The organism is Sphingomonas sp. NIBR02145 (assembly GCF_027359115.1).
Classification (GTDB): domain Bacteria; phylum Pseudomonadota; class Alphaproteobacteria; order Sphingomonadales; family Sphingomonadaceae; genus Sphingomonas; species Sphingomonas kyeonggiensis_A.
The window spans coordinates 122,235-144,537 of the sequence record NZ_CP114791.1 but is presented as its reverse complement, the minus strand read 5'-3'; the positions used below and the strand labels follow the sequence as shown (position 1 = coordinate 144,537).

Below are 22,303 nucleotides of genomic sequence, written 5' to 3'. Positions count from 1 at the left end.
CGCGCCGCCCTTCTTTCCAAGAGACGAGGAATGTTGAAATGAACCACTCCGACCTGATCGACGCGGTTGCGACCGCAACCGGCCTTACCAAGGCCGAGGCAAAGCAGGCCGTCGACGCGACCGTCAGCGCGATCATCGAAGCGGCCGCCAAGGGCGAAGAGATCTCGCTGAACGGCCTGGGCAAGTTCAAGGTCAAGGACAGCCCCGCACGCGAGGGCCGCAACCCCGCGACCGGCGCGACCATCCAGATCGCCGCGTCGAAGAAGCTGGGCTTCTCGGCCGCCAAGGCGGTGAAGGACAAGCTCAACGGCTAAAATCGACAGGGCCGCCGGCAGCCCCCCCTGCCGGCGGCCCCGCACTCACGGTCGAGCGGCCCCGGCCTCAGTCGTTGCCGCCATGCGCGGCGTCCTCCGCGATCAGCTGCCGGCCACGCAGGATCAGGTCGACCCAATCGGCAAACGCGTCCGACAGGCTCGTCACGAGATCCTTGAGCGGCCCGTCCTTCAGCCGGCCGTCTGCATCGAAGCTGTCCGGCTTCACCTGGCCGAGATAGGCCTCGGGCTGTTGCATCATCGGCATGTTGAGGAACACGCAATATTGGCGCAGATGATGGTTCGCGCCGAACCCGCCGATCGCTCCGGGCGACACGGTGATCACCGCCGCCGGCTTCTTGTCCCAGACGCTCTTGCCATAGGGCCGCGAGCCCACATCGATGGCGTTCTTGAGCAGCCCCGGCACGCCCCGATTATATTCGGGTGTCACGAACAGAATCCCGTCCACGCGCCCCGCGCGCTCGCGGAACGCAGTCACCGCCGCTGACGGGTTCGCCTCGTCGTCCTCATTGTAGAGCGGCAGGTCGCCAATCTCGATGAACTCGCATTCAAGCGCGTCGGCGGAGAATGCCGCGATCGACCGGGCCACCTTCCGGTTGATGCTGTCCTTGCGCAAGCTTCCGACGATGATCCCAATTCTGTGCCTGCTCGCCATGCTGCGGTCCTTTCCACCAAGGGCCGGCAGGTTGCTGGGCAGACGCCCCGCCGACAATCGATGCGTGAACGCCAACGATCGGGATTCGGTCCGCAGAATCGCGAAACCCGCGGAAGTCCGCGGGTTTCGGTGGTGCCCCCGGCGAGATTCGAACTCACGACCTGCGGTTTAGGAAACCGTCGCTCTATCCTGCTGAGCTACGGAGGCACGGGCGCGGTTGGTATCGGGGCCGCGCCCGAGGGTCAACCGGCTAGGCCTCCCGCCGCATCAGGCCGATGATCTCCCCGACACTGCGTCGCCCGCCGCTGAGTAGGCTGGCGCGGAACACGCGGCCGAGCAACCAGATCTCCAGCGCGATGAACAGCGCCAGGGTGACGCCCGACCCGATCATCTCCCAGAAAGGGATGCCGCTGCCCAGCCGCGCCATCACAGTGAACGGAGTATAGAGCGGCACCCAGGTGAGCACCTGAACGCCGATCCCACCCGCACCGTTCACCACCGCCTGCACCAGCAGGGTGAAGGGCATCATGATCAGCAGGATCACTGGCGTCAGATAGCCTTGGGCATCGCGCATCGAATCACTCATCGCGCCGATCACCAGGAACAGCATCGACACCATGAGATAGCCGGCAACGAAGAAATAGAGGATCGCCGCGACGCTGCCGACCGTGGAGACCGGTTCCAGCGCCGGACGGATGATGTCCGCGATCGCGCCATGCGTGGCATAGGCGGCGAAGATGCCGCAGGCCGCCCAGGTGAGGATCATCGACAGACCGATCGCCACAGTCCCGACCAGCTTGCCGTACATCAGCTCGTTGGGCGAAACGCAGGCGAGCACGGTCTCGAGAAGCTTGTTGCCGCGCTCCTCCACCGTGCCCTGCAGCATCCAGCTGCCCGACAGCATCAGCGACATCATCAGGATATAGGCGCAGGCGAGCGGCAGGATCGAACGCACCAGAACGCGCTCGCGGCCGCTGCCCTCGGGCGGGGTGGTCACCTGAATCGCCGGAGCGATCGCACCCACGGTCGCGGCGGCGGCCGGCGCGACGCCATTGGCCTGGAGATAGCGGGTGCGCAGGTCCTGGGTCAGCACCGTCTGCAACGTCCCCACGAAGGAAGCGCGCGGACGGCCGTTGGCCCAGAGCCGCACGGCCGGCGATGCACCGAATTCGCGCGGGATCAGCACGACATAATCGATCGGCTTGGCGCTGGATTTGTCGTCCGGATGGAGGAGCGGCTGGAGCGCCTTGTCGATCTGGCCCGGCGCGGCAGTGGCGATATTGGCCGGGGTCTCGACGATCCGGTAATTGGCCTCGGGTGCCTTGAAGCCCGCGGCGTCTTCCTTCGACACCATGGCGATCTGCTTGCGCGCGCCATCCACGCCGCCCTCGGCGAGGAAGCGGGCGACATCGGCGTCACTGTACCAGCGACCCTGCTGCGCCCAGAGCGCGTTGGGGTTCGCCTTTTGCAGCTCATGCCGGCGGACATAGCGGGCAAGCGCATCGAGAGACGCCCGCTGCTCGTCGAGCATCAGCCGCTGGCGGATCGCCGCCGAGGGCGCGCCGCCGGCCTGGTCGACCAGCATCACCGTCTCGGTGTCGGACTTGTCGATGAAGCGCGATGCGAGCGGCCCCAGCGCAAAGGCGAGCGGCAGGATCAACAGCGTGATCCAGAAGCTCTTGGTCATCGCAATCTGGCGATATTCGCGACCGGCGACGAGGAGGATGTGCTGGAGCATTAGCGTGCCTCCCCGCCGACGATGTGAAGGAAGACCTCGTGCAGGCTCGCCCGGCGCTGCTCGAAGCGGCGCAGCGCGAAGCCGTGCACGGTGCAATGCTCGAGCAGGTCACCCGGATCACCGCCCGGCGCGAGCCGTACCGACCAGTCGCGCCATGCGCCCGCCTCGCCCAGCACCTGCGCATCGATCACGCCCGGCAGCCCCTCGGGCGACAGCTTCGCGGAAAGACGCAGCTCGACAGGAAGCGTGGCACGCGCCTCGTCCTGCGTGCCCTCGAAAAGCTTCCTGCCGCGCGCGAGCAGCAGCAGCCGATCGCAGAGCCGCTCGGCATGCTGCATGACATGAGTGGAGAAGACCACCGCCGCCCCGCCCTTCGCCGCGCGGACGATCTCGTCCTCTAGCAGGCCCTGGTTGACCGGATCGAGGCCCGAGAAGGGCTCGTCGAGGATCAGCAATTGCGGGCGGTTGACCACCGCGGTCGCCAGCTGGACCTTCTGCGCCATGCCCTTGGAGAGCTTGTCGACCGTGGTCTTGGCGAAATCCTGCAGGCCGAAGCGCTCGAGCAGCGCCTTGCCCTCGCCCCGCGCATCCGAGGGCGTCATTCCCTTCAGCCGGCCGAAATAGACGATCGTGTCGAGCGCGGTCATCGAGCGATAAAGGCCGCGCTCCTCGGGCAGGAAGCCCAGCATCGCGCTGTTCGCGCGGCCCGGCGCGCGGCCGAGCACCGAGATGTTCCCCGCGTCGGGGCGCAGGATGTCCAGCACCATGCGCAGCGAGGTCGTCTTGCCCGCGCCATTGCCGCCGAGAAAGCCGAACACCTCCCCGGGCGCCACTGCAAAACTCAGATTGTCGACTGCCGTGAAGTCGCCGAAGCGCTTGATCACGCCGTCCAGGCGCAAAGCATCCATTGCAACATTCCCCCGATTCCGGGGGAGCTTAGCCAGTGTACCACTGGGCTACAACGGTGAAGGCGGAAACAGACCGAAGTCCCTCCCCCGTCATCCCCGCGCAGGCGGGAATCCAGAGTCATGAAGGACGTCGCTCTGCCACCCTGGATCCCCGCCTGCGCGGGGATGACGATGCAGCGGATCAGTTGCACGCCTCGGGCGGCACCACCGGCAGTGGCAGCGGCGCGACCGGCACGCCTTCCTCGATCAGCGCCTGCGCCTCGGCAAGGCTGGTCTGGCCGTGGATCGGCGCGTGCGGCGTCTCGCCCAGATGCATGGCGCGCGCCTTGTCGGCGAAGGCCGAGCCGACCCATTTCGAGCCCTCCAGCACCTTGGCCTGCATATCGGCGAGCACCGCCATCGCTGCCTTCACTGCCTCGGCCGGAATCCCCGCTTCGCCCGCAGGCACAGGCAGCGACGGCACCGCGACCTGGTTGCCCTTGGCGCCGACATTGGGCGCCATGACGGCCTTCCCAACCTCCGCGCTGCCGCACATCGGGCAGGCGACCAGCCCGGCGGCGCGCTGCTCCTCCCAGGCGCCGCTCGATCCGAACCACGCCTCGAAGACATGGCCGACTTCGCATTTGAGGTCGAAGACGATCATCGCCCGAAGGCTCAGGCGGCGAGCAGCGGATCGAGCCCGCCGCGCGCATCGAGCGCCGCGAGATCGTCGGACCCGCCGATATGCTTGCCGTCGATGAACACCTGGGGGACGGTCATCCGGCCGTTCGAGCGTTCGATCATCTCGTTGCGGCGCGGGCCGCCCATCGAGATGTCGATCTCCTCATATTCGGCCTGCTTGCTGTCGAGCAGGGCCTTGGCCCGGGTGCAATAAGGGCAGAACGCCTTGGTGAAGATTTCGATCTTAGCCATTTCACGTCACACCTGTGATCGCGCCCGGCGCTTGTCAATCCGGGCCTTCTCCTGCCTCCAGAACGCGGGCCCAGCACAAAAGGATCACGCGCGCCGCGCCGCCGCGCTTGAGCACTCGTGCACAGGCGTCAGCGGTGGCGCCGCTGGTGTGCACGTCGTCGATCAGCACCACCGTCCTGCCCACCAGCCTTTCCCGCGCGCCCGGTGCCAATGAAAAGGCACCCGCGACCGCCCTGGCCCGCGCCCTCGCCCCTAGCCCGCGCAGCACCGGCGTCGCCTTCACCCGACGCAGCAGGTCGGGCGCAAGCGGCACGCCGTGCGCGCGCGAGAGCGACGCGGCGATCAGCCCGGCCTGGTTGTAGCCGCGCGACCAGAGGCGCCAGCGGTGCAGTGGCACCGGCACCAGCAGCGCCGCCTCCTCGGGCATCAGCCGGGCCATCGCCCGCGCCATGGTCGCGGCGCAGGCGAGCCGCCCCGAATATTTGAGCTTGAGCGCGATGGCCCGCGCCACCTCGCCATAGGCGACCGCGGCGCGCACCCCGTCATGCGGCGGCGGATCGGCGAGGCACGGGCCGCACAGCGCGCCCTCCCCCCGATCATGCTCGAACGGCAGGTGACAGGCCGCGCACCAGGGCGGCCCGAGGAAGCGCAGGCTCCCCCAGCAGGCGGCGCAGAAGCGGTGATCCGCCGGGGTGATCGCGCCACAGCCCGGGCAGCGCGGCGGCAGCGCGAGATCGGCTATCCGGGCGAGGGGGCGCAGGAGGATCGCGGGGCCGGCCACACCCGTCTTGTCCCCGGCGACGCACCGGCGCACAAGCGCGCCATGCCCCAGAATGGACCGACTGATTCCGCCGAGATCTTCGACCGCGCCCTGCGCCGCAAGCGCCGTGACCGCGCCGCCCGCCGCTACGAAGGCTTTATCCGCGAGCATATGCTGGAGGGCATCGGCGAGCGCCTGGCCGGGGTGACCCGCGAATTCCACGACGTGCTCGACATGGGCAGCTTTGCCGGCGGCTTCGAGCTGCCCGGTGCCCACATCACCCGGATCGACGCCGGCGCCGCCTTCGCCGTCCAGGCCGGCGGCGTCCAGGCCGATGAGGACCGCACCCCCTTCCCCGAGAACAGCTTCGACCTGGTGGTGAGCATCGGCGTGCTCGACCAGATCAACGACGTGCCGGGCGCGCTCTCGATCGCGCGCCGCGCGCTGCGCCCCGACGGGCTGTTCCTCGGCGCCTTCCTCGGCGCGGGCACGCTGGCGACGCTGCGATCGGTGTTCCTCCATGCCGAGGGCGAGCGCCCGGTCGCGCGCTTCCACCCCCAGATCGACGTGCGCGCCGCCGGCGACCTGCTCACCCGCGCCGGCTTCGCGCTGCCGGTGGCCGACGTCGAGACGCTGACCGTGCGCTATTCGAGCATCTTCTCGCTGCTCGGCGACCTGCGCGCCATGGCGGCGACCAACCTGCTGCCGGGCACCCCGCCCCTCACCCGCGGCACCCTCGCCCGCGCCGCCCAGGCCTTTGCCGAGCGCGCCGACCCGGACGGCAAGACCGCCGAGCGCTTCGAGATCGTCTACCTGACCGGCTGGGCCCCGGACGAATCCCAGCCCAAGCCGGCCCGGCGCGGCAGCGCGGTGGCGTCGCTGGCGGAGGCGTTGAAGGGGAGGAATTGAGGCTGCGTTTCAGCAGAACCGCTTCGGCCGGATTGGTCCGGTTCGGAGGGAGTTACGCTTGTATTGTTGGAATATGTTCTTGAAATGTTCTCACCGCAATTGGGAAAGGCGGTGGCATGGGCATTTCAGGAAAGAGGCAGCCGACAGCGTTCTCGACATGGATGCGGACGGGACGATGGTCTCAGCCTGAGGCAGCGCGCGACGTCGAGGTAAAGTTCAATCCGTGGCATGATCCACGGAATGGGCGGTTCACGTTCGGGCCGGGTGGGCCGCGGTCAACGGCGCTGGATGGAACACAGCCAAGCTGGACCGTAAACGCCAACCAACCGGGCGGCGGCTCCCGAGGCGGCGGCGGACGCGGAAGCAATATCCGCGCATTCCACGATCCCATGACGCTTGAGCAGACATTCCCCGGACTGCGAAATTCACCCCTAGGAACACCGGTAGCCGTTGCCGACAACATCCTGGGATTCAGATCTGCGGCACGCCAAATGACCACTGAAATGGCGGATCGCTGGGTAAAAACCTATCTACAGCAGATAAAATCCATCGATCCCACGTATCAATACGCCTCCCTGGGACCACCGTCCACTTTCGAGGGGCAGATGAGGCAATTGAATGATTTGAGATTCCGACGCGCTGAAGCCCATATGCGCGTAAAGGGCGACCTGCGTCCTCTACAGGTTGAGACATTGCGCTTCCTTCAAGATGCGACGAATCGAGCATACGAAAACGGCCTAAAGCTGCAACGCGCTGGCCGCCTGGAACCTCGCCTGTCGCCCAACGAAGCGCTCGGCAATTACATCGATCGAGCTGTTCGAAGTGAGTTGCGAGAGCGCTATGGCGCACTAGGCATCGCTTCATCCGGCAATGGGCTTGTCCGGGTTAACAGACGGGAGAATAACACCTCCGAGCGCACCTATCGTATTCCTGACGCGAGAGTTGGAAGTGTAGCTTTTGACGTGACATTGACCAACAAAACCATCTTAACCGCGCAAATAAGAGGATTCTTCAACACGGATTTTCGTCCGGAGATGGTCGTCATCATCCGACCAACCCAGCTCGGGGGTATATATACCTACGCCATACGCCGACCGGAGAACGTAAAATGAACGATCCAACCCCACCCTACATCCCTCCTCGCCCCTATATTCCTGCTTCGTTGAGCGAGATCTATGACCTTCTCGGATCGATGGTGCTAGATGCCCCCACCTTCATCGATCAGTCGGGTTCCTTCCCGGATCGAAACGTAGAAAGCCGCTTCCATCAATTGGCTGGAGGCTTTGAGCTCGTAAAAGCCAAGCTCGGCGAAACGCGTTACGCATCACTCGTCGAACTTGCAGCGCAAGCAAAGGCGTTGTTCGCCGACGATCCCGAAGACACCAACGGAAAAACGGATCAGGGACGTGCCCTGCTGTTCGAAATCGAGGACATAATCCAGGCAACCCGGGCCGAGCGGACCAAAGAGCGGCTACCGGACGAAGAAGGAAACGTGACCGGAGATTGAACAGACGACCCCAACCGCAAGATGAGGATGCCCAAGTCATGATGATACATCAGATCGCGCGAGCCTTGGCCAATCTCAACATCGCGTTGGAATTTTCCGGAGAGTCCATAGACGAGGACGATGTCATCCAAATCTTGGAGCGACTTGGATACGATCTACAAAATCTCGACACCGAATCCCGTAAAATATTGAGCGATGCCTTCCGTCATATCGCGCCGGAATATAAGGGCGAGCTTCGCGATTTCGTGGCAACCCTGCCCGACACGATCGGCATCGAGGACGAAGAGACATAGAATTCGGCCCGAACCATGTCGCAGCTGATCACCCCACCCCCACCAACGCCTCCACCAGCGGCACATCCGCCGGCGGCATCGGCATCCCGCGCATCTCAGCCGGGGTCACCCAGCGCAGCTCGGTGGCATGATGGGCCACTGGTTCGCCCTGCCAGGTCCGCGCGACGTAGAGCAGCAACAGCAGGTGCCGCCCGGCCAGGGGCTCGCTGGCGAAGGCAATCGGCCTCAGGTCTTTCACGCTAAGGGTTAGTCCCAGTTCCTCGTGCAGCTCGCGGGCGAGCGCCGATTCGGGGCTTTCGCCGGGCTCGATCTTGCCGCCGGGGAACTCCCACAGCCCCGCCATCGGCTTGCCCGGCGGCCGCTGCTGGAGCAGCACGCGGCCGCAATCGTCGATCAGTGCCGCCGCCACGACGAGCAACATATCAGAAGCATCCATCAGCTTTTCGTTAAGCCTCTTTGGCTAGATTTGCCCCACCTTTGGAGAAGAAGTGCCCCCGATGCGAGCCCTTGTACGCGCGATCCGCCTGGTGATTGATGACCGCCGCGCGGCAACCGCCGTGGAATATGGCTTCATCCTCGCGCTCATCGTCCTCGCGATGATGGCCAGCCTGACGAGCGTGGCCAACCAGACCAAGAACATGTGGGGCAACGTCACCAACAAGGTCCAGACGGCCACCCAGTCCTGAACCGCCCACGGCAAACTGGTTACGCCTTCGTAACGCTCGACCTTAGGCGTTTCTTTACTTCCGGATTGTAGCTTGATCGTGCCGAACCGGAGCCTTCCGGGGAGGCCGGGTGAATGAAGCTATTTTGAACTCTGGAGACCGGTTATGATGAAGATCCGCAACTTCCTGAAGAATTCCAAGGGCGCGACCGCCATTGAGTACGGCCTGATCGCCGCTCTGATCGCCGTCGCCGCGATTGCCGCCATGCAGGGCCTGGGCAACTCGCTGAAGTCGACCTTCACCAACGTTTCGTCGAACATGAAGGCTTCGTAAGCCTCGATCCGACAAACGGAACGAAATCGGGCGGCGGGACTTACAGTTCCGCCGCCCTTTTCATTGCTTTAGAGGGGTTTATGATTAACAGTTTGATGACTTTCCTGCGCGAGACGCGCGCCGCCACCGCGATCGAATATGGCCTTATCGCCGCGCTGATCGCGGTCGCCGCCATCGCCGCGATGCAGGGACTCGGCAATTCGCTCAAGAAGACGTTCACCAACGTCTCCTCGAACATGAAGGCCTCGTAGTTTTCCTGAACCCGGACGAACCGCGCGCTTCACCCGGTGTACATGCCGACTCTCCTATAAGGAGAGGATGAAGCAGATTATCCCCCACAAGGCCGTACGGCCGATGGAGCTGGCGCTGGTCGCGTTCCTCGCGATCTGCGCCATTCTTGCGGTCGTTCAGGGCCTGGGCATGCTCGGCGCGAGCATGGCCGCCTCGGAGCACAGCGCGCCGGTTCGCTAACCGACGCGCTTCGCCTTTCTCAGATCCGCCCCATCGCCAAGAACTTGGCGCGGCGGGCCTGGCGCAGGCTCTCGGGCGACATGCCGTCGAGCTTGGCCAGCGATTCCTCGATCGCATCGCCCAGTGCGTGGATCGCGGCACCCTGATCCCGGTGCGCGCCGCCCAGCGGCTCGCTGACGATCCGGTCGATCACCTTCAGTTCCTTGAGATGCTGTGCGGTGACCTTCATCGCCTCCGCCGCGTCGGCCGCCTTGTCGGCGGTGCGCCACAGGATCGAGGCGCAGCCCTCGGGCGAGATCACCGAATAGACCGCGTGCTCCATCATCAGCACGGTATTGCCCGCGGCGAGCGCGATCGCGCCGCCCGAGCCACCCTCGCCCAGGATCGAGGCGACCAGCGGCACGCCCAGGTTGAGGCACGCCTCGGTCGAGCGCGCGATCGCCTCGGCCTGGCCGCGCTCCTCGGCTTGCACGCCCGGGAACGCGCCCGAGGTGTCGACCAGGGTGATCACCGGCAGGTTGAACTTGTTGGCCAGCGCCATCAGGCGGATCGCCTTGCGATAGCCCTCCGGTTTGCCCATGCCGAAATTATGCTTGAGCCGGCTGGCGGTGTCGTCGCCCTTCTCATGGCCGATCACCATCACCCGGCGTCCGCGGAACCGGCCCAGGCCGCCCTGGATCGCATTGTCGTCGGCAAAGGCGCGGTCGCCGCCCAGCGGCATGAACTCTTCGATCAGCCCGGCGACATAATGTTTGAAGTGCGGCCGCTCCGGATGGCGCGCGACCTGGGTCTTCTGCCAGGGCGTGAGCTTGGCATAGGTGTCCTTGAGGAGCTTTTCGGCCTTGGCCTGAAGCGGGCCGATCTCCGCGTCGATATCGACGGCGCCGCCCTGGGCGGTCTGGCGCAGCTCGTCGATGCGGGTCTGAAGCTCGGCGATCGGCTTCTCGAAGTCGAGGAAAGTGGTCATCGAGCGGGGGCTAACCTTGGCGTGAAGCTACGTCAACGCGCACCTGTGTCCCGGAGGTGCGCAGGCCCTTCATGAAAGCGGCTCCCCGGCGAAAGCCGGGGCCCCGGATTTCTCTGCCGACTCGCTTGCGACTCTGGGCCCGGGCTTTCGCCGGGGAACTAGCTTTTGTTCAGCGCTTCCCCCAGCGGATGCCGCTGGTTGACCAGCTCGACCAGTCGACGGCTGTCGACATGGGTATAGATCTCGGTCGTCGCGATATCGGCATGGCCGAGCATCGCCTGCAAGGCGCGCAGATCCGCGCCGCCCTCCAGTAGATGCGTCGCAAAGGCATGCCGCAGCACGTGCGGGCTCACCCGGTCGGGCGGGATTCCCGCCTCCCCCGCCAGCGCGCGCACGAGCTGGTAGAGCCGCACCCGAGACAGGTGCCCCTTGCCCGAAGGGAAGAGGAACGGCCGGTCCGAGGTCACGTGTTCGCGCCACGCCGCCACCGCGGCGCGGGCGCGATCCGAGATCGGCACCAGCCGCTCGCGGCCGCCCTTGCCCTTGAGGATCAAATAGGGCCGGTCGGGCGACACGGCGTTGCGAGGAAGCGAGACCAACTCGGTGGCGCGCAGGCCGGAGCCGTAGAGCAGCTCGATCAACGCCTGGAGCCGCAGGTCGTTGGGATCAGGCGGCACGCGGGCGATGCGATCGGCGATCGCCGCGAACATCCTGTCCACATCCTCGACGCTCAGCACCTTGGGCAGCGCGCGGGCAGTGCCGGGGCGGGGCAAGGCGGCGGAGGGATCGTCGCCCCGCAGCCCCTCATCGGCGAGGAAGGCGTAGAAACGGCGCAGCGCCGCCGATTTGCGGGCAACGGTGGCGCGGGACAGCGCCTGCCACTCGCCACCGAGCTTCTCCAGCTCCGGCCGCCCCGCGCCGCCCAGCCCGCCGCCGAGGAACTCGGAGGCAAGGCGCAGGTCGGTCTGGTAGGCGGCGATGGTATTGGCGGCGGCACCCGCCTCCGCCCGCATCATCTCGAGGAAGCGCTCGATCAGCGCGCGGTCTTCGGCGCCTGACGATTCCGGCGAAGCGCCGGGGGTGCTCAAGCCGTCCGCGTGACCGCCTCCACGGCGATCATCCGCGCATAGCTGGTCATCCCCGCCGCGCGCATCGCCGCGACGATATGGAACAGCGCCTCGGGCGTCACATTGTCCCAGACGCGCGACTGCATGCCGACCGCCGCGAGCAGCGCGACCATGCCCGAATCGCCGCGCCGGCCGGCCGCGTCGATCGCGCGGGTCCAGTCGTTCTGCGCGCCGATCGCCACGTTGAGCGCCTGGGCGCCGCGCTGGGCGTCGCTGGTCTCGAACCGGCCGAGCCCGGCAAGCCCGGCAAAGGCGAGCTGGGCGCGGCGCTGGCCCGCAGCATCCTTGAACGCATCGAAATCGCCATAGGCAACCGGCCCTTGCGCGCCGGGATCGCCGAGCGCGAGGAGGCCCCAGGCGATGCTGCCGCGCGGCACAACCGTGCGCCATTCCATCGCCTTGGTCTCGTAGCCGGCCGAAAGCATCGAGGCGATCAGCTTCTCGGGCTCCTCCACCTTGGCATCCGCCGGGATCCACGACGCCGCGCGCGCGGTGAGGATCAGCCGCGCATATTGGGTGCGCGGCGTGCTCGCCTCGGCCCAGAGCGTGCGGATCGCCTTGACCCGCTCTGCGACATTGCCGTCGGTATAGGCGGTGCGCAGGTCGCGCGCGACTGCTCCCTCGGTGCTGTTCGCATCGTCGCCCTCGGCGATCTCGCTGTACAGATCGACCAGCCCGGCATTGGAGAAGACGCCGGCGGTAGCGGCCAGCTCGGCCGCGGCGGCGCGGGCGCGCGGGCTCAGCTGCGGTGCGAGCGCCTGCCAGTAACGCACCTGCGGGCCGGCGGTGTTGTAGAGCGAAAGCGGCACTTCCTCGCCGGTCGCGGTGGCAAGGCCCCAGCGCCAGGCGTTGAGCCGGGTGATCCCGCCCCATTCGAGCGTGACCGCGCGGCGGCCCTGCGCGCCGGTGCCCAGAACCTTTTCCGCGAGGAGGTTGTCGATGTCGCTGGCCGGCGTGCCGCCGCGCGCCTGATCGAGCAGCTGCCCCGCCTCGTTCGGCTTGCCGGCAAGCCCGGCGCACATCGCCTTGGCGAGCGCCCAGCCGCGCTGGTGGATATATTGGTTGCCGCGATCGGCGATGCCGCACAGCCCGCCCGGATCGGCAGTGGCGAGCGAGACCTGCATCGCCACCTGCAGCATGCGGGTGGTGTAATTGTCGGTGTCGACGTCGTTGATCACCGCGCGGGCGGCATTGGCCTCGCCCATGCGCAGCAGCAGCCAGGCGCGCTCGGCGGCGAAATCGGCGCCGTTGATGTGCCTGGGCGTGTTGAGTGGCGACATCAGCGCGCGGCGCAACGCGATCGATGCCCAGCGCGAGGCGACCGGGGCGCTCAACCGCTGCATCAGCACGGCAAGCGTGCGGCCATCGGTGGCGCCGAACGCCTTGGCCGGAAACGGCGTGTTGCCGGCGGCGAGCGCGCCGGTACGGTTCAGCGAGTGCTTGGCGTAATCGGGCAATTCGTAGCGCGAGAGATCGACCGGGCCGGTCGGCACCTCCGCGACATCGGTGGTGTTCGACAGCGCGGCGCTGTCGTTACCCAGCGTCGGCACGCTGGAAATCGGCGCAGCGGAGGGCGCGGTCGAAGCAGGAGCACTCGCGGTCGGCGCAGGCGCCGGGCGCGGCGCGGGAGCCGGTGCCGGATCGTCGAATCCCGGCGGCAGCAGCGATTCGGGCTTGTCCTGCTGCCCCAGCGCGGGCACCGCCGCGCCAGCCAGCAACAGCGCCCCAAGCGCGAGTTGGCGGCCCTTAATTCGCGAGATTTTCAAGCGGGACCACCTTCTCCATGCGCACCGGCTCCTTCTTCGTCTCGCGGCCCGCGAGGAAGAAGAGGCCGCCAACCAGGACGACGAGAATGACGATCAACGCAACAATCAAGCGGGACATGAAGGGGTCCGGTACAATGAGACTTTCGCGGGCCTTTTGCCCGACGACCGCCCTCGCTGTATAGCCCTTCCGAACATGTTACAAACACAGGCAGTGAATACCGGGTGGACGGGCAAGGCGATCGTGCTGATCGGCCTGATGGGTGCGGGCAAGACCACGGTCGGCCGGCGCCTGGCGCAGCGCATGCGCCTGCCCTTTGTCGACGCCGACCATGAGATCGAAGCGGCGGCGGGGATGACCGTTGCCGATATCTTCGAGCGTTTCGGCGAGGCGCATTTCCGCGACGGGGAACGGCGGGTGATCGCCCGGCTGGTCGATGGCGCGCCCAAGATCATCGCGACCGGTGGCGGCGCCTTCATGAACGAGCATACCCGCGCGCTGATCCTCGATCAGGCGATCGCGGTATGGCTCGATGCCGAACCGGCGGTGCTGGCCGACCGGGTGCGCCGCCGCGACACCCGCCCGCTGCTGCGCGGCCGCGATCCCGAAGTGGTGCTCACCGAGCTCGCCGCGCTGCGCAATCCCTATTACGCGCTTGCGCCGATCCGGGTGCCCAGCATAGCAGCGCCGCACGACACCACCGTCGACGCGATCCTGAAGGCCCTGAATCCGTGACAATCGTTCCCGTCGCGCTTGGCGACCGCAGCTATGACGTCCGCATCGAGGCGGGGCTCCTCGCCCGCGCCGGCGAAGCACTCGCGCCCTTCTACAAGGGTCGGCGCTGGGTGATCGTCACCGACGAGAATGTCCGCCCGCACCTGGCCACATTGCAGGCGAGCCTGGGCCCGAGCGAAGCGATCATCCTGCCCCCGGGCGAAAGCACCAAGAGCTGGGGCCAGCTCGAAGCGCTGCTCGACCGGTTGCTCGAGCTCGGCATCGAGCGCAGCGACCATGTGATCGCGCTCGGCGGCGGCGTGATCGGCGACCTGGTCGGCTTCGCGACTTCGGTGCTCAAGCGCGGCTGCAACTTCGTCCAGATCCCCACCACTTTGCTCGCCCAGGTCGACAGCTCGGTCGGCGGCAAGACCGCGATCAACACGCGTGCCGGCAAGAACCTGGTCGGCGCCTTCCACCAGCCGAGCGTGGTACTGATCGATCCGCAGGTGCTCGACACGCTTCCGGCACGCGACCTTCGCGCCGGCTATGCCGAAGTGGTGAAGTACGGCCTGATCGACGATTTCGCCTTTTTCGAATGGTGCGAGGCCAATGCCACCGCGCTGATGGCCGGTGATCCGGCCGCACGCGAATATGCCATCGCCCATTCGGTCGGCGCCAAGGCCCGCATCGTCGCGGCCGACGAGCGCGAGACCACCGGCACCCGCGCGCTGCTCAACCTCGGCCACACCTTTGGCCACGCGCTCGAGGCCGAGACCGGCTTCTCCGACAAGCTGCTCCACGGCGAGGGCGTCGCCGCCGGCATGGCGCTGGCCTTCGGCTTCTCGGCCGCGCAGGGCATCTGCCCCGGCCAGGACGCCGAGAGAGTTGCCGCGCACCTGGCCGCGGTGGGCCTGCCGGGTGGGCTGAAGGCGGCGGGGATCACCGCCTCCGGTGCGCGGCTCGTGGAGCACATGCTCCACGACAAGAAGATGAGCGCGGGCACTCTGCCCTTCCTGCTCGCCCGGGGCATCGGCCAGACGTACCTCGACAAGAATGTGGATCTCGCCGAGGTCGCGGCATTCCTCGACGCGCAGCCGAGGTAAGCCCCAACTCCAGCTTCCCTGGCTTTCGCCGGGGAGCAGTAGGCCCCAGCGCTAAATCTCCCCCGTAAGCGTCAACGTCAGCGTCCGCGGGACGATCGGCGTGATCAGCCCCGAGTTGGTCGGGTTCCAGGCGAACTTGTCGGTGAGGTTGGTCACCCGCGCGCGCAGTGTCACCGGATAGCCGTCGAGCTCGAACGCCTGGCGCAGGCCCAGGTTGAAGGTCGCATAGCCCGGCAGCTCGACCCGATTCTCGCGATCGGCATAGCGCGCGCCGCGTACATTCAACCCGCCATCCACCGTCAGTCCCTCCATGCCCGGCACCCGCCAGGTCAGGTTGGCCAGCGCAGTCACCTCGGGTCGCCCGATCGGTCGGGTGCCGATCACGCCCCGATCGACCAGCTCACCTTCGATCTTCGCATCGAGATAGGTCGCCCCCAGTACGGCGCTCAGCCGCGCGGTGAGCGGCCCGGCCAGTGACAGCTCGACGCCGCGGTGTCGCACCTTCCCGACAAAGTCGAATGCGCCCGCCGCATCGATGCCGGGGGTCGGCTTGGACAGGTCGAACAACCCAGCGATCAGCGTCGGGCCGCCCGCGAACCCGTACTTCACTCCCAGTTCGGCCTGGCGCGAGATGGCGGCGGCCAGCACCGCACCGCGATTGCTGGCATTGGCCGGCGCGACGCCCGCTTCCTCCAGCCCGCGCGCGTAGCTGGCGAAGCCGGTTAGCCGATCGCTGATCGCCACCGACAGCGATCCGCCATAGAGCCAGGGCCGCGTCACCTGTTCCGTCACCCGGCCATCGACGGCGCGCACGCGCTTGGTATAGTCGACCCGCTGCGCATCAAACCGCAATTCGGCGAACGACCCGATCGACAGCCGATAGCCAAGCCCGCCGGTCCATTGCCCGACATCGTCCCGCATCCGCGCCGCGCCGCGCGAAACCGCCGGTGCCGCAACCTCGGGAATATCGTTCACATCGGCATAGGTGCCGGCGGAATAGGCCACGCCCGGATCGGAAATCACGGTGGAATCGCGCCGGCGGGCCATGGCGATGATGCGATGCGTAAGCGCGCCAGTGGTGAACTGCTTCGCCGCGGTCACTTCGCTCGACACCGCCCAGCGATTCTCCGGGCCGAACAACAAGCCACTCTGCGCTACCTCGCCGCCATTGCCGGTGAAGCGCAGCAGGTTGAAGCTGCTGTAATCATAGGGCAGCGCATTGCGGAAGACCGAGGCGCCGAAGCGCCAGCCGCTCCCTGCATCGACATCGGCAAAGGCGCCGATCAGGTCGGAACCATTCTTATTCCCCATCCAGCGCTGCGTGCGCTCGGTCCAGCGCTTCACCTCGCGCGGCGCCGCAGCCGGATTGGCGAAGAAGGTATCACCCTCACGCGGGAACCAGTTGTGGCTCCACAGGCCGGTGATCTGCACGCCCGGCGCCGGCGACCAGCGCGGTACAAGCCCCGCTGCCGTGAAGTCCCCGGCGGTGCCGTCGGTATATTGCTGGCCTAGACTGAGCTGCAGGCCGCCCGCCACCGACAGCTCGCCTTCCGCCGTCCCCGCCGCTCCGCGCAGCATTGCCACCGGCCCCGAACCGCCCCACCACCCGGCCTCGAGCGAGGCCCGGGCGCCCGCGCCGCCCGCCGGCAGCGTATATTGCACCACGCCCGAAGGGGCGGCGAAATCGGTGCGCAGGCCATTGGCGCCGACCCGGATCGCGGTGCCGCCGTTCAACGGCTGGAGCATGCCGGCGACGCGAACATAATAATGGTCCTCGATCCGGTAGTTCCCCGCCGCCTGCAGGTCGAAGCCGCGCACCTCGCCTTCCGAATAGAGCCCGACTTCCTCGATCCCCACGCGCCTGCCGAACGCATCGTCGGCGGCGCGCACAACATCGCCATTGGCCGGCGACTGCGGCGCCCGCGCGGTCTGGGCATGGGCTGTTATGGCGAGTACCGACAGGCAGAACAACGAATGACGCATGACTTACCCTCTTCCCTGACACCCCCTGTCGGCGCCGATCTGCCGCCGATCGAAGGGCCGGCAGAGCGTGCTGGGACGAATGCATTGCCGGTGTGACGAACGGCAGTTCGCGCGCGCGCGTTCGCGGGTTATCCTGCGTGTATGGAGAGGGCGGCCGGCGAGTCGATCTGGGACATTCGGGTCCCGCTCAGTGTAGCGGCGGCGCTGGCGCTGTTCGCCTTCCTGCTGGGCTTCGGCATGGGCGGACTGGAAACGGGTGCCGATCGCTTCTCCACCGAGCATCCCGATGAGGCGCGGCTGGCGCGAATCCTTGTCTGGGGTGCGATGCTCAGCATCGCCTGGGCCTGCCGCAAGCCGGTGCAGGAGCTGCTCCAATCGCCCCGCCATTCGCCGTTGCTGCTCGGCGCACTGGCCTTTGTCCCGGTCACCCTGGCCGAGCTTGCCGCCTCGCGCTTCGCCTTCGCCATCTCGCCCTATCAGCTGTGCGGCCCCGGCGGCCCGGCCCTGCCCGCGCCGCTGGTCACGTGCCTGCCGCGCTCGGCGATCCTCGGCTCGACCGCGCTGCTCACGCTGATGGCCTGGGGTCGCCACCTCGCCAATCGCCGCATGCTCGACAATGAGGACGAGCAGCCGATCGAACCGATCCTGCTAGCGCCACCCAGCGCGGAGGACTGGCTCGACCTGCCCGAGGCGCCGTTCCTGCGCGTGCGTGCCTGCGATGTCGCCCAGATCCGTTCGGCCGGCAATTACAGCGAGATCATCGCGCATGGGCGCGTCCATCTCGTTCGCGCGCCGCTCTCCGAACTCGCCGAGCGCTTCGCGGCGCTCGGCTTTGTCCGCGTACATCGCCAGGTCGTCGTCAACCGTGGCCATGTCTCGCAAGTCTATCGCGAGGCCGGTGGCCGTCCGGCGGTGCAGCTGCGCTGCGGCGAGATCGTGCCGCTTGGCCGCAGCTACCGCACCGCGCTTTCCACGCTCTGCCACTGATCCCCAGCTTTCCCGGGACCTGATCGCCCTCTGCCGCGTTGAGTTGGCAAGCGGGCAGATTTCGCCTGCGCAACGAGACCAACCCTCGGGACGCGGATGGCCAGGGCGATCTTCCAGACGAACAGTTTCGAAAAGCTCGGGGAGCTGGGCCCACTGACTGCCGCCATCGGCACCGAATCGCCGCTCGGCCCGGTCTCCACCTGGTCGAACGCGCTTACTTCCGCCGTACGCATGATGCTGCCCGCCCGTGCCGAGATCGTCATGTTCTGGGGTCCGGATTTCTGCGCGCTGTACAATGATGCCTATGCCCCGACGATCGGCGACAAGCACCCCCATGCGCTGGGCCAGTCGGCGCGGATCTGGTGGGGTGAGCTGTGGGACGATCTCGGCCCCCTGCTCCAGGGCGTTCGCGATACCGGCGAGACTTTCTGGGCGAAGGACCGCCCCTTCTACATCGAGCGCGACCAGGGGCGCGGCGAGACCGTCTATTTCGACGTCAGCTATTCCCCGGTGTTCGACGATGACGGATCGGTCGGCGGCGTGCTCTGCATCGTCAGCGAGACGACCGGCCGGGTACTTTCCGAGCGCGAAGCGCTGGCCGATCGCGCACGGCTCTGGACGCTCGCCCGTGACCCGTTCCTGATCGCGGACAGCCAGGGTATCTGGCGCAACGCCAGCCCGGCCTGGACCGAGATACTGGGCTGGAGCGAGGCGGAACTGACCGGCCGCACCTCCGAATGGATCGAGCACCCCGACGATCTGGAGCGCACCCGCGCCGAGCTTGCCAAACTCCAGCAGGGCGAGCCGACCTGGCGCTTCGAGAACCGCCTGCGCGGCAAGGACGGCGAGTATCGCTGGTTCAGCTGGACGAGCGCGCCCGAAGGCAACCTGCTCTACTGCGTCGCGCGCGACATCACCGCCGAACGCGAAGCGGCAGAAGCGCTCGAGACTGCGGAGGCGGCGTTGCGCCAGGCCCAGAAGATGGAGACGGTCGGGCAGCTAACGGGCGGCGTGGCGCATGATTTCAACAACCTGCTCCAGGTCGTCACGGGCAATCTCGATATCCTCCAGCGCAACCTGTCGCCCGAGCAGCCCCGCCTCGCGCGCGCGGCGGACGCGGCGATGCAGGGCGCGCAGCGCGCGGCCATGCTGACCCAGCGCCTGCTCGCCTTCTCCCGCCGCCAGCCGCTCGCGCCCGAGCGCGTCGATCCCAACCGGCTGATCTCCGGCATGTCCGACATGCTCCATCGCAGCCTGGGCGAGACGATCGAGGTGGCATTCGCGCCCGATGTCCGGGCCTGGCCGGTCGAGATCGACGCCAACCAGCTCGAGAACGCGCTGCTCAACCTGGCGATCAACGCGCGCGACGCGATGCCCGAGGGCGGCAAGCTCACCATCGAGACCGCCAACACCCATCTCGACGCCCATTATGCCGCCCGCGACAGCGAAGTGGCGCCCGGCCAATATGTCGTGATCTGCGTGTCCGACACCGGCACCGGCATGGATGCGGACACGCTCGCCCACGCCTTCGAGCCCTTCTTCACCACCAAGGAAGTCGGCCGCGGCACCGGGCTGGGCCTGTCGATGGTCTATGGCTTCATCCGCCAGTCCGGCGGCCATGTCCGCATCTATTCGGAGCCAGGCCACGGCACCACGGTGAAGATCTATCTGCCCCGCTATCACGGCCAGGCCCATGCGCCCGAAGCCCCCGCCGCAGAGATCGCGCCCCAGGGCAAGGTCCATGAGACGATCCTCGTGTGCGAGGACAATGACGATGTCCGCGCCTACACGGTCGAGGTGCTGCGCGAGCTGGGGTACCGGGTAATCGAAGCCGGTGACGGCCCTGCCACGCTTGCCGCGCTCGATGCGGAGCAGGGCCCGATCGACCTGCTCTTCACCGATGTCGTCCTGCCGCGCGGGATGACCGGCGCGATGCTGGCCGCCGAAGCGCAGGAAAAGCGCCCCGCGCTCAAGGTCCTCTTCACCACCGGCTATGCCCGCAACACGATCGTCCATCACGGACGGCTCGATCCGGGCGTGCAGCTCCTCCCCAAGCCCTTCACCTATACCGACCTCGCCGCCAAGGTGCGGGAGATGCTCGATCAGTGACCTTGGCGAAGGTCGCCTTCGTCTATGGCCGGGCCGGCATCGTCTCCACTCAGTTGCCGTTCAGCCGCGATCCGCTTAGCACGCGGCCATGCGCATCCTTGCTCCCGTTGCCGCCGCGATGCTGATCGCCGCCCCCGCCGCCGCCCAGACCGGCAAGCCCGCCCCGATCCTGACCACGCCCGAGGCGAAGGACGTATGGACCCACGCCCAGCCCGAAGTGGCGCGCGTCACCCATGTCGACCTCAACCTCGACATCGACTTCGCCAGCAAGACATTGTCGGGCGTCGCGACGCTCAACGTGCTGGCGGCCAAGGGCGCGAAGGAGATCGTGCTCGACGTCGACGACCTGATGATCGAGAGCGTCACCTGCCCCAAGGGCAAGGTTCTGCCCTTCACCATCGGCCCGCGCGAAACCGAGACGGGCCTCGGCTCGGCGCTCACCGTACAGCTTGAGGGCAACAAGCAGATCCTGATCCGCTACAGGACCAAGCCCGGCGCCAGCGCGCTCGGCTGGCTCCCGCCCGAGCTGACCGCAGGCAAGAAGGTGCCGTACCTGTTCAGCCAGGGCCAGCCGATCAACAATCGCAGCTGGATTCCCACCCAGGACAGCCCCGGCATCCGCCAGACCTGGTCCGCCACGCTCACCGTGCCCGACGGCTTCGTCGCGGTGATGAGCGGCGATCGGCTCGACGGCGCCACCGGCACGCTGGTCCCGCACCAGAAGCGCCAGTTCCGCTTCAAGATGGACCGGCCGGTGCCACCCTATCTGATCGCCTTCGCCGTGGGCGACCTCGCCTTCAAGGCGACGGGTCCGCGCTCCGGTGTCTGGGCCGAGCCGAGTCAGCTTGATGCCGCCGCGCACGAAGTCGCCGATGTCGAGAAGATGATCGATGCCGCCCAGGCACTCTACGGCCCCTATCGCTGGGGTCGCTACGACATGCTCGTGCTGCCGCCGAGCTTCCCGTACGGCGGCATGGAGAACCCCACCCTAACCTTCCTGACGCCGACGATCATCACCGGCGATCGCTCGAACACCGACGTCGTCGCGCATGAGCTGGCGCATAGCTGGTCGGGCAATCTCGTCACCAACGCGACCTGGTCGGACTCCTGGCTCAACGAGGGCTTCACGACCTATTTCGAGAACCGGATCATGGAGGCGGTCTACGGCAAGGAGCGCGCCGCCATGTACTCGGACCTCGACTGGGACGGGCTGGTGCGCGACATCAAGAACGCCGGCGGCCAGGATGCACCGACCACCCGCCTGCACGGCGAGCCCGGCGCGACCTTCGGCCAGCTCGATTATTTCAAGGGCTCGACCTTCCTGCGCACGATCGAGGCGGCGGTGGGCCGGGCGAAGTGGGACGCCTATCTGCGCTCCTATTTCGATCGTCACGCCTTCCAGCCGCAGACCACCGCCGGCTTCCTGGCGGACCTGCGCGCCAACCTGATCAAGGGCGACAAGGCGCTTGAGGCGAAGCTCGAGCTCGATCGCTGGGCCTATCAGGCCGGCCTGCCCGACAATGCCGTGCACGTCACGTCGGCGACGCTGGCGGCGGTCGACGCCAAGCTCGCCGCGTTCAACGCCGGCGGCCCGGCGAGCGCGGTCCAGCCGACCGGCTGGGCGACCCAGCAATGGCTGCGCTTCCTCAACGGCCTGCCCCGTCAGCAGACGCCCGCGCGCCTCAAGGAACTGGACGAGACGCTCGGCCTGTCGGCATCGAACAACGCCTATGTCCGCTCGGCCTGGGCCGAACTGGCGATCGCCAACCGCTACGAACCGGCGCTGCCCAGCATCGAGGCATTCGTGAAGCGCGTCGGCCGCGGCCTGCTGATCTACCCAATCTACAAGGACCTGATGGCGCAGGGCGACTGGGGCAAGCCGATCGCGCTGCGCTTCTACGAGGGCGCGAAGGCCGGGTATCACCCGAACGCAGCCGCCGGCGTGGCGAAGATCGTGGGGGCCAACGACTGACGCCAGCGGCCTACCCAAACCAAACTGTCACCCTGAACTTGTTTCAGGGTCCAACGCGCCTCAAGCGGTATCGCCGGTGGAGAGTTGGATG

The 22,303-nt window shown here is 67.2% G+C and carries 26 protein-coding genes and 1 tRNA gene; 14 read left to right on the top strand and 13 right to left on the bottom strand.

The window, feature by feature from the left end; translation table 11 throughout:
* Positions 1 to 38: 38 nt before the first annotated feature.
* Entirely contained in the window at positions 39 to 314 is a 276-nt protein-coding gene (locus O3305_RS00695; protein WP_269574720.1) for an HU family DNA-binding protein, read from the top strand.
* A 67-nt stretch (positions 315 to 381) separates the two neighbouring features.
* On the opposite strand, the gene O3305_RS00690 is transcribed toward O3305_RS00695, so the two are convergent.
* The 7 genes from O3305_RS00690 to O3305_RS00660 all read right to left on the bottom strand — a co-directional run bounded on the left by O3305_RS00690 (position 382) and on the right by O3305_RS00660 (position 5,359).
* Positions 382 to 921 (bottom strand): NADPH-dependent FMN reductase, encoded by a 540-nt coding sequence (locus O3305_RS00690; protein ID WP_269574719.1) that lies wholly within the window; start codon positions 919 to 921, stop codon positions 382 to 384.
* A 196-nt stretch (positions 922 to 1,117) separates the two neighbouring features.
* Positions 1,118 to 1,194 (bottom strand) — tRNA-Arg (locus tag O3305_RS00685).
* 43 nt (positions 1,195 to 1,237) lie between these two features.
* Positions 1,238 to 2,725, bottom strand: coding sequence for an ABC transporter permease (locus O3305_RS00680; protein WP_269574718.1), 1,488 nt, complete (start codon positions 2,723 to 2,725; stop codon positions 1,238 to 1,240).
* Positions 2,725 to 3,633, bottom strand: a complete 909-nt coding sequence (locus O3305_RS00675; RefSeq protein WP_269574717.1) for an ABC transporter ATP-binding protein — start codon at positions 3,631 to 3,633, stop codon at positions 2,725 to 2,727. Before O3305_RS00675 ends, O3305_RS00680 begins: the two co-directional genes overlap by 1 nt.
* 181 nt (positions 3,634 to 3,814) lie before the next feature.
* Positions 3,815 to 4,276 carry a DUF1178 family protein gene (locus O3305_RS00670; protein ID WP_269574716.1) on the bottom strand — a complete coding sequence of 154 codons (462 nt, stop codon included), beginning with the start codon at positions 4,274 to 4,276 and terminating at the stop codon, positions 3,815 to 3,817.
* 11 nt (positions 4,277 to 4,287) lie between these two features.
* Complete coding sequence (gene grxC, locus O3305_RS00665) at positions 4,288 to 4,545, bottom strand: glutaredoxin 3 (protein ID WP_269574715.1); 258 nt, start codon at positions 4,543 to 4,545, stop codon at positions 4,288 to 4,290.
* A gap of 34 nt (positions 4,546 to 4,579) precedes the next feature.
* Positions 4,580 to 5,359, bottom strand: a complete 780-nt coding sequence (locus O3305_RS00660; protein ID WP_493112213.1) for a ComF family protein — start codon at positions 5,357 to 5,359, stop codon at positions 4,580 to 4,582.
* A gap of 9 nt (positions 5,360 to 5,368) precedes the next feature.
* Here O3305_RS00660 and O3305_RS00655 point away from each other — a divergent pair, with 9 nt between their 5' ends.
* From O3305_RS00655 to O3305_RS00640, 4 genes are all read left to right on the top strand, one after another.
* Positions 5,369 to 6,214 carry a class I SAM-dependent methyltransferase gene (locus O3305_RS00655; protein WP_269574714.1) on the top strand — a complete coding sequence of 282 codons (846 nt, stop codon included), beginning with the start codon at positions 5,369 to 5,371 and terminating at the stop codon, positions 6,212 to 6,214.
* Positions 6,215 to 6,603: 389 nt separating this feature from the next.
* On the top strand, positions 6,604 to 7,326 hold the full coding sequence (locus tag O3305_RS00650; protein ID WP_184168350.1) for a hypothetical protein: 723 nt from the start codon (positions 6,604 to 6,606) through the stop codon (positions 7,324 to 7,326).
* 50 nt (positions 7,327 to 7,376) lie between these two features.
* A complete protein-coding gene (locus tag O3305_RS00645) occupies positions 7,377 to 7,721 on the top strand; it encodes a hypothetical protein (protein WP_269574713.1) in 345 nt (114 codons plus the stop codon).
* Between the two features lie 38 nt (positions 7,722 to 7,759).
* Positions 7,760 to 8,014 (top strand): hypothetical protein, encoded by a 255-nt coding sequence (locus O3305_RS00640; RefSeq protein ID WP_269574712.1) that lies wholly within the window; start codon positions 7,760 to 7,762, stop codon positions 8,012 to 8,014.
* 28 nt (positions 8,015 to 8,042) lie between these two features.
* On the opposite strand, the gene O3305_RS00635 is transcribed toward O3305_RS00640, so the two are convergent.
* Positions 8,043 to 8,450, bottom strand: a complete 408-nt coding sequence (locus O3305_RS00635; RefSeq protein ID WP_269574711.1) for a (deoxy)nucleoside triphosphate pyrophosphohydrolase — start codon at positions 8,448 to 8,450, stop codon at positions 8,043 to 8,045.
* 61 nt (positions 8,451 to 8,511) lie between these two features.
* Here O3305_RS00635 and O3305_RS00630 point away from each other — a divergent pair, with 61 nt between their 5' ends.
* The 4 genes from O3305_RS00630 to O3305_RS00615 all read left to right on the top strand — a co-directional run bounded on the left by O3305_RS00630 (position 8,512) and on the right by O3305_RS00615 (position 9,483).
* Positions 8,512 to 8,700, top strand: a complete 189-nt coding sequence (locus tag O3305_RS00630; RefSeq protein WP_269574710.1) for a Flp family type IVb pilin — start codon at positions 8,512 to 8,514, stop codon at positions 8,698 to 8,700.
* Between the two features lie 144 nt (positions 8,701 to 8,844).
* Positions 8,845 to 9,012 carry a Flp family type IVb pilin gene (locus O3305_RS00625; protein ID WP_184167918.1) on the top strand — a complete coding sequence of 56 codons (168 nt, stop codon included), beginning with the start codon at positions 8,845 to 8,847 and terminating at the stop codon, positions 9,010 to 9,012.
* Positions 9,013 to 9,092: 80 nt separating this feature from the next.
* The gene (locus O3305_RS00620; protein ID WP_184167920.1) at positions 9,093 to 9,263 is read left to right on the top strand and encodes a Flp family type IVb pilin; all 171 of its coding nucleotides are present in this window, start codon (positions 9,093 to 9,095) and stop codon (positions 9,261 to 9,263) included.
* 67 nt (positions 9,264 to 9,330) lie between these two features.
* Positions 9,331 to 9,483 carry a hypothetical protein gene (locus O3305_RS00615; RefSeq protein ID WP_184167922.1) on the top strand — a complete coding sequence of 51 codons (153 nt, stop codon included), beginning with the start codon at positions 9,331 to 9,333 and terminating at the stop codon, positions 9,481 to 9,483.
* A gap of 19 nt (positions 9,484 to 9,502) precedes the next feature.
* Here the strand turns inward: O3305_RS00615 and O3305_RS00610 are convergent, their stop codons facing one another.
* From O3305_RS00610 to O3305_RS00595, 4 genes are all read right to left on the bottom strand, one after another.
* A complete protein-coding gene (locus O3305_RS00610; protein ID WP_184167924.1) occupies positions 9,503 to 10,450 on the bottom strand; it encodes an acetyl-CoA carboxylase carboxyltransferase subunit alpha in 948 nt (315 codons plus the stop codon).
* Between the two features lie 158 nt (positions 10,451 to 10,608).
* Positions 10,609 to 11,466: a tyrosine-type recombinase/integrase gene (locus tag O3305_RS00605; RefSeq protein ID WP_269576589.1), complete on the bottom strand. Its 858-nt coding sequence runs from the start codon at positions 11,464 to 11,466 to the stop codon at positions 10,609 to 10,611.
* Positions 11,467 to 11,534: 68 nt separating this feature from the next.
* Positions 11,535 to 13,295 carry a hypothetical protein gene (locus tag O3305_RS00600; protein ID WP_269574709.1) on the bottom strand — a complete coding sequence of 587 codons (1,761 nt, stop codon included), beginning with the start codon at positions 13,293 to 13,295 and terminating at the stop codon, positions 11,535 to 11,537.
* Positions 13,296 to 13,323: 28 nt separating this feature from the next.
* On the bottom strand, positions 13,324 to 13,461 hold the full coding sequence (locus tag O3305_RS00595; RefSeq protein WP_165828499.1) for a hypothetical protein: 138 nt from the start codon (positions 13,459 to 13,461) through the stop codon (positions 13,324 to 13,326).
* Between the two features lie 75 nt (positions 13,462 to 13,536).
* Here O3305_RS00595 and O3305_RS00590 point away from each other — a divergent pair, with 75 nt between their 5' ends.
* Both O3305_RS00590 and aroB read left to right on the top strand, forming a co-directional pair.
* On the top strand, positions 13,537 to 14,076 hold the full coding sequence (locus O3305_RS00590; RefSeq protein WP_184167925.1) for a shikimate kinase: 540 nt from the start codon (positions 13,537 to 13,539) through the stop codon (positions 14,074 to 14,076).
* Positions 14,073 to 15,161, top strand: coding sequence for a 3-dehydroquinate synthase (gene aroB, locus O3305_RS00585; RefSeq protein WP_269574708.1), 1,089 nt, complete (start codon positions 14,073 to 14,075; stop codon positions 15,159 to 15,161). The genes O3305_RS00590 and aroB overlap by 4 nt, the downstream gene beginning before the upstream one ends.
* A 51-nt stretch (positions 15,162 to 15,212) precedes the next feature.
* On the opposite strand, the gene O3305_RS00580 is transcribed toward aroB, so the two are convergent.
* Positions 15,213 to 17,144, bottom strand: coding sequence for a TonB-dependent receptor domain-containing protein (locus tag O3305_RS00580; RefSeq protein ID WP_269574707.1), 1,932 nt, complete (start codon positions 17,142 to 17,144; stop codon positions 15,213 to 15,215).
* Between the two features lie 141 nt (positions 17,145 to 17,285).
* Here O3305_RS00580 and O3305_RS00575 point away from each other — a divergent pair, with 141 nt between their 5' ends.
* From O3305_RS00575 to O3305_RS00565, 3 genes are all read left to right on the top strand, one after another.
* Positions 17,286 to 18,131: a LytTR family DNA-binding domain-containing protein gene (locus O3305_RS00575; protein ID WP_269574706.1), complete on the top strand. Its 846-nt coding sequence runs from the start codon at positions 17,286 to 17,288 to the stop codon at positions 18,129 to 18,131.
* A 96-nt stretch (positions 18,132 to 18,227) separates the two neighbouring features.
* Entirely contained in the window at positions 18,228 to 20,240 is a 2,013-nt protein-coding gene (locus tag O3305_RS00570) for a hybrid sensor histidine kinase/response regulator (protein ID WP_269574705.1), read from the top strand.
* Between the two features lie 88 nt (positions 20,241 to 20,328).
* Positions 20,329 to 22,212, top strand: coding sequence for a M1 family metallopeptidase (locus tag O3305_RS00565; protein WP_269574704.1), 1,884 nt, complete (start codon positions 20,329 to 20,331; stop codon positions 22,210 to 22,212).
* Positions 22,213 to 22,303: the final 91 nt, after the last annotated feature.

What these genes read in the sequence shown, in the direction of transcription:
- O3305_RS00695 (WP_269574720.1), top strand. Translation starts at nt 39, where the DNA reads ATGAACCACTCCGACCTGATCGACGCGGTTGCGACCGCAACCGGCCTT.
- O3305_RS00680 (WP_269574718.1), bottom strand. Translation starts at nt 2,725, where the DNA reads ATGCTCCAGCACATCCTCCTCGTCGCCGGTCGCGAATATCGCCAGATT.
- O3305_RS00675 (WP_269574717.1), bottom strand. Translation starts at nt 3,633, where the DNA reads ATGGATGCTTTGCGCCTGGACGGCGTGATCAAGCGCTTCGGCGACTTC.
- O3305_RS00670 (WP_269574716.1), bottom strand. Translation starts at nt 4,276, where the DNA reads ATGATCGTCTTCGACCTCAAATGCGAAGTCGGCCATGTCTTCGAGGCG.
- grxC (WP_269574715.1), bottom strand. Translation starts at nt 4,545, where the DNA reads ATGGCTAAGATCGAAATCTTCACCAAGGCGTTCTGCCCTTATTGCACC.
- O3305_RS00655 (WP_269574714.1), top strand. Translation starts at nt 5,369, where the DNA reads ATGCCCCAGAATGGACCGACTGATTCCGCCGAGATCTTCGACCGCGCC.
- O3305_RS00650 (WP_184168350.1), top strand. Translation starts at nt 6,604, where the DNA reads ATGACGCTTGAGCAGACATTCCCCGGACTGCGAAATTCACCCCTAGGA.
- O3305_RS00640 (WP_269574712.1), top strand. Translation starts at nt 7,760, where the DNA reads ATGATGATACATCAGATCGCGCGAGCCTTGGCCAATCTCAACATCGCG.
- O3305_RS00635 (WP_269574711.1), bottom strand. Translation starts at nt 8,450, where the DNA reads ATGGATGCTTCTGATATGTTGCTCGTCGTGGCGGCGGCACTGATCGAC.
- O3305_RS00630 (WP_269574710.1), top strand. Translation starts at nt 8,512, where the DNA reads ATGCGAGCCCTTGTACGCGCGATCCGCCTGGTGATTGATGACCGCCGC.
- O3305_RS00625 (WP_184167918.1), top strand. Translation starts at nt 8,845, where the DNA reads ATGATGAAGATCCGCAACTTCCTGAAGAATTCCAAGGGCGCGACCGCC.
- O3305_RS00620 (WP_184167920.1), top strand. Translation starts at nt 9,093, where the DNA reads ATGATTAACAGTTTGATGACTTTCCTGCGCGAGACGCGCGCCGCCACC.
- O3305_RS00615 (WP_184167922.1), top strand. Translation starts at nt 9,331, where the DNA reads ATGAAGCAGATTATCCCCCACAAGGCCGTACGGCCGATGGAGCTGGCG.
- O3305_RS00610 (WP_184167924.1), bottom strand. Translation starts at nt 10,450, where the DNA reads ATGACCACTTTCCTCGACTTCGAGAAGCCGATCGCCGAGCTTCAGACC.
- O3305_RS00605 (WP_269576589.1), bottom strand. Translation starts at nt 11,466, where the DNA reads ATGATGCGGGCGGAGGCGGGTGCCGCCGCCAATACCATCGCCGCCTAC.
- O3305_RS00595 (WP_165828499.1), bottom strand. Translation starts at nt 13,461, where the DNA reads ATGTCCCGCTTGATTGTTGCGTTGATCGTCATTCTCGTCGTCCTGGTT.
- O3305_RS00590 (WP_184167925.1), top strand. Translation starts at nt 13,537, where the DNA reads ATGTTACAAACACAGGCAGTGAATACCGGGTGGACGGGCAAGGCGATC.
- O3305_RS00580 (WP_269574707.1), bottom strand. Translation starts at nt 17,144, where the DNA reads ATGCGTCATTCGTTGTTCTGCCTGTCGGTACTCGCCATAACAGCCCAT.
- O3305_RS00575 (WP_269574706.1), top strand. Translation starts at nt 17,286, where the DNA reads ATGGAGAGGGCGGCCGGCGAGTCGATCTGGGACATTCGGGTCCCGCTC.
- O3305_RS00570 (WP_269574705.1), top strand. Translation starts at nt 18,228, where the DNA reads ATGGCCAGGGCGATCTTCCAGACGAACAGTTTCGAAAAGCTCGGGGAG.
- O3305_RS00565 (WP_269574704.1), top strand. Translation starts at nt 20,329, where the DNA reads ATGCGCATCCTTGCTCCCGTTGCCGCCGCGATGCTGATCGCCGCCCCC.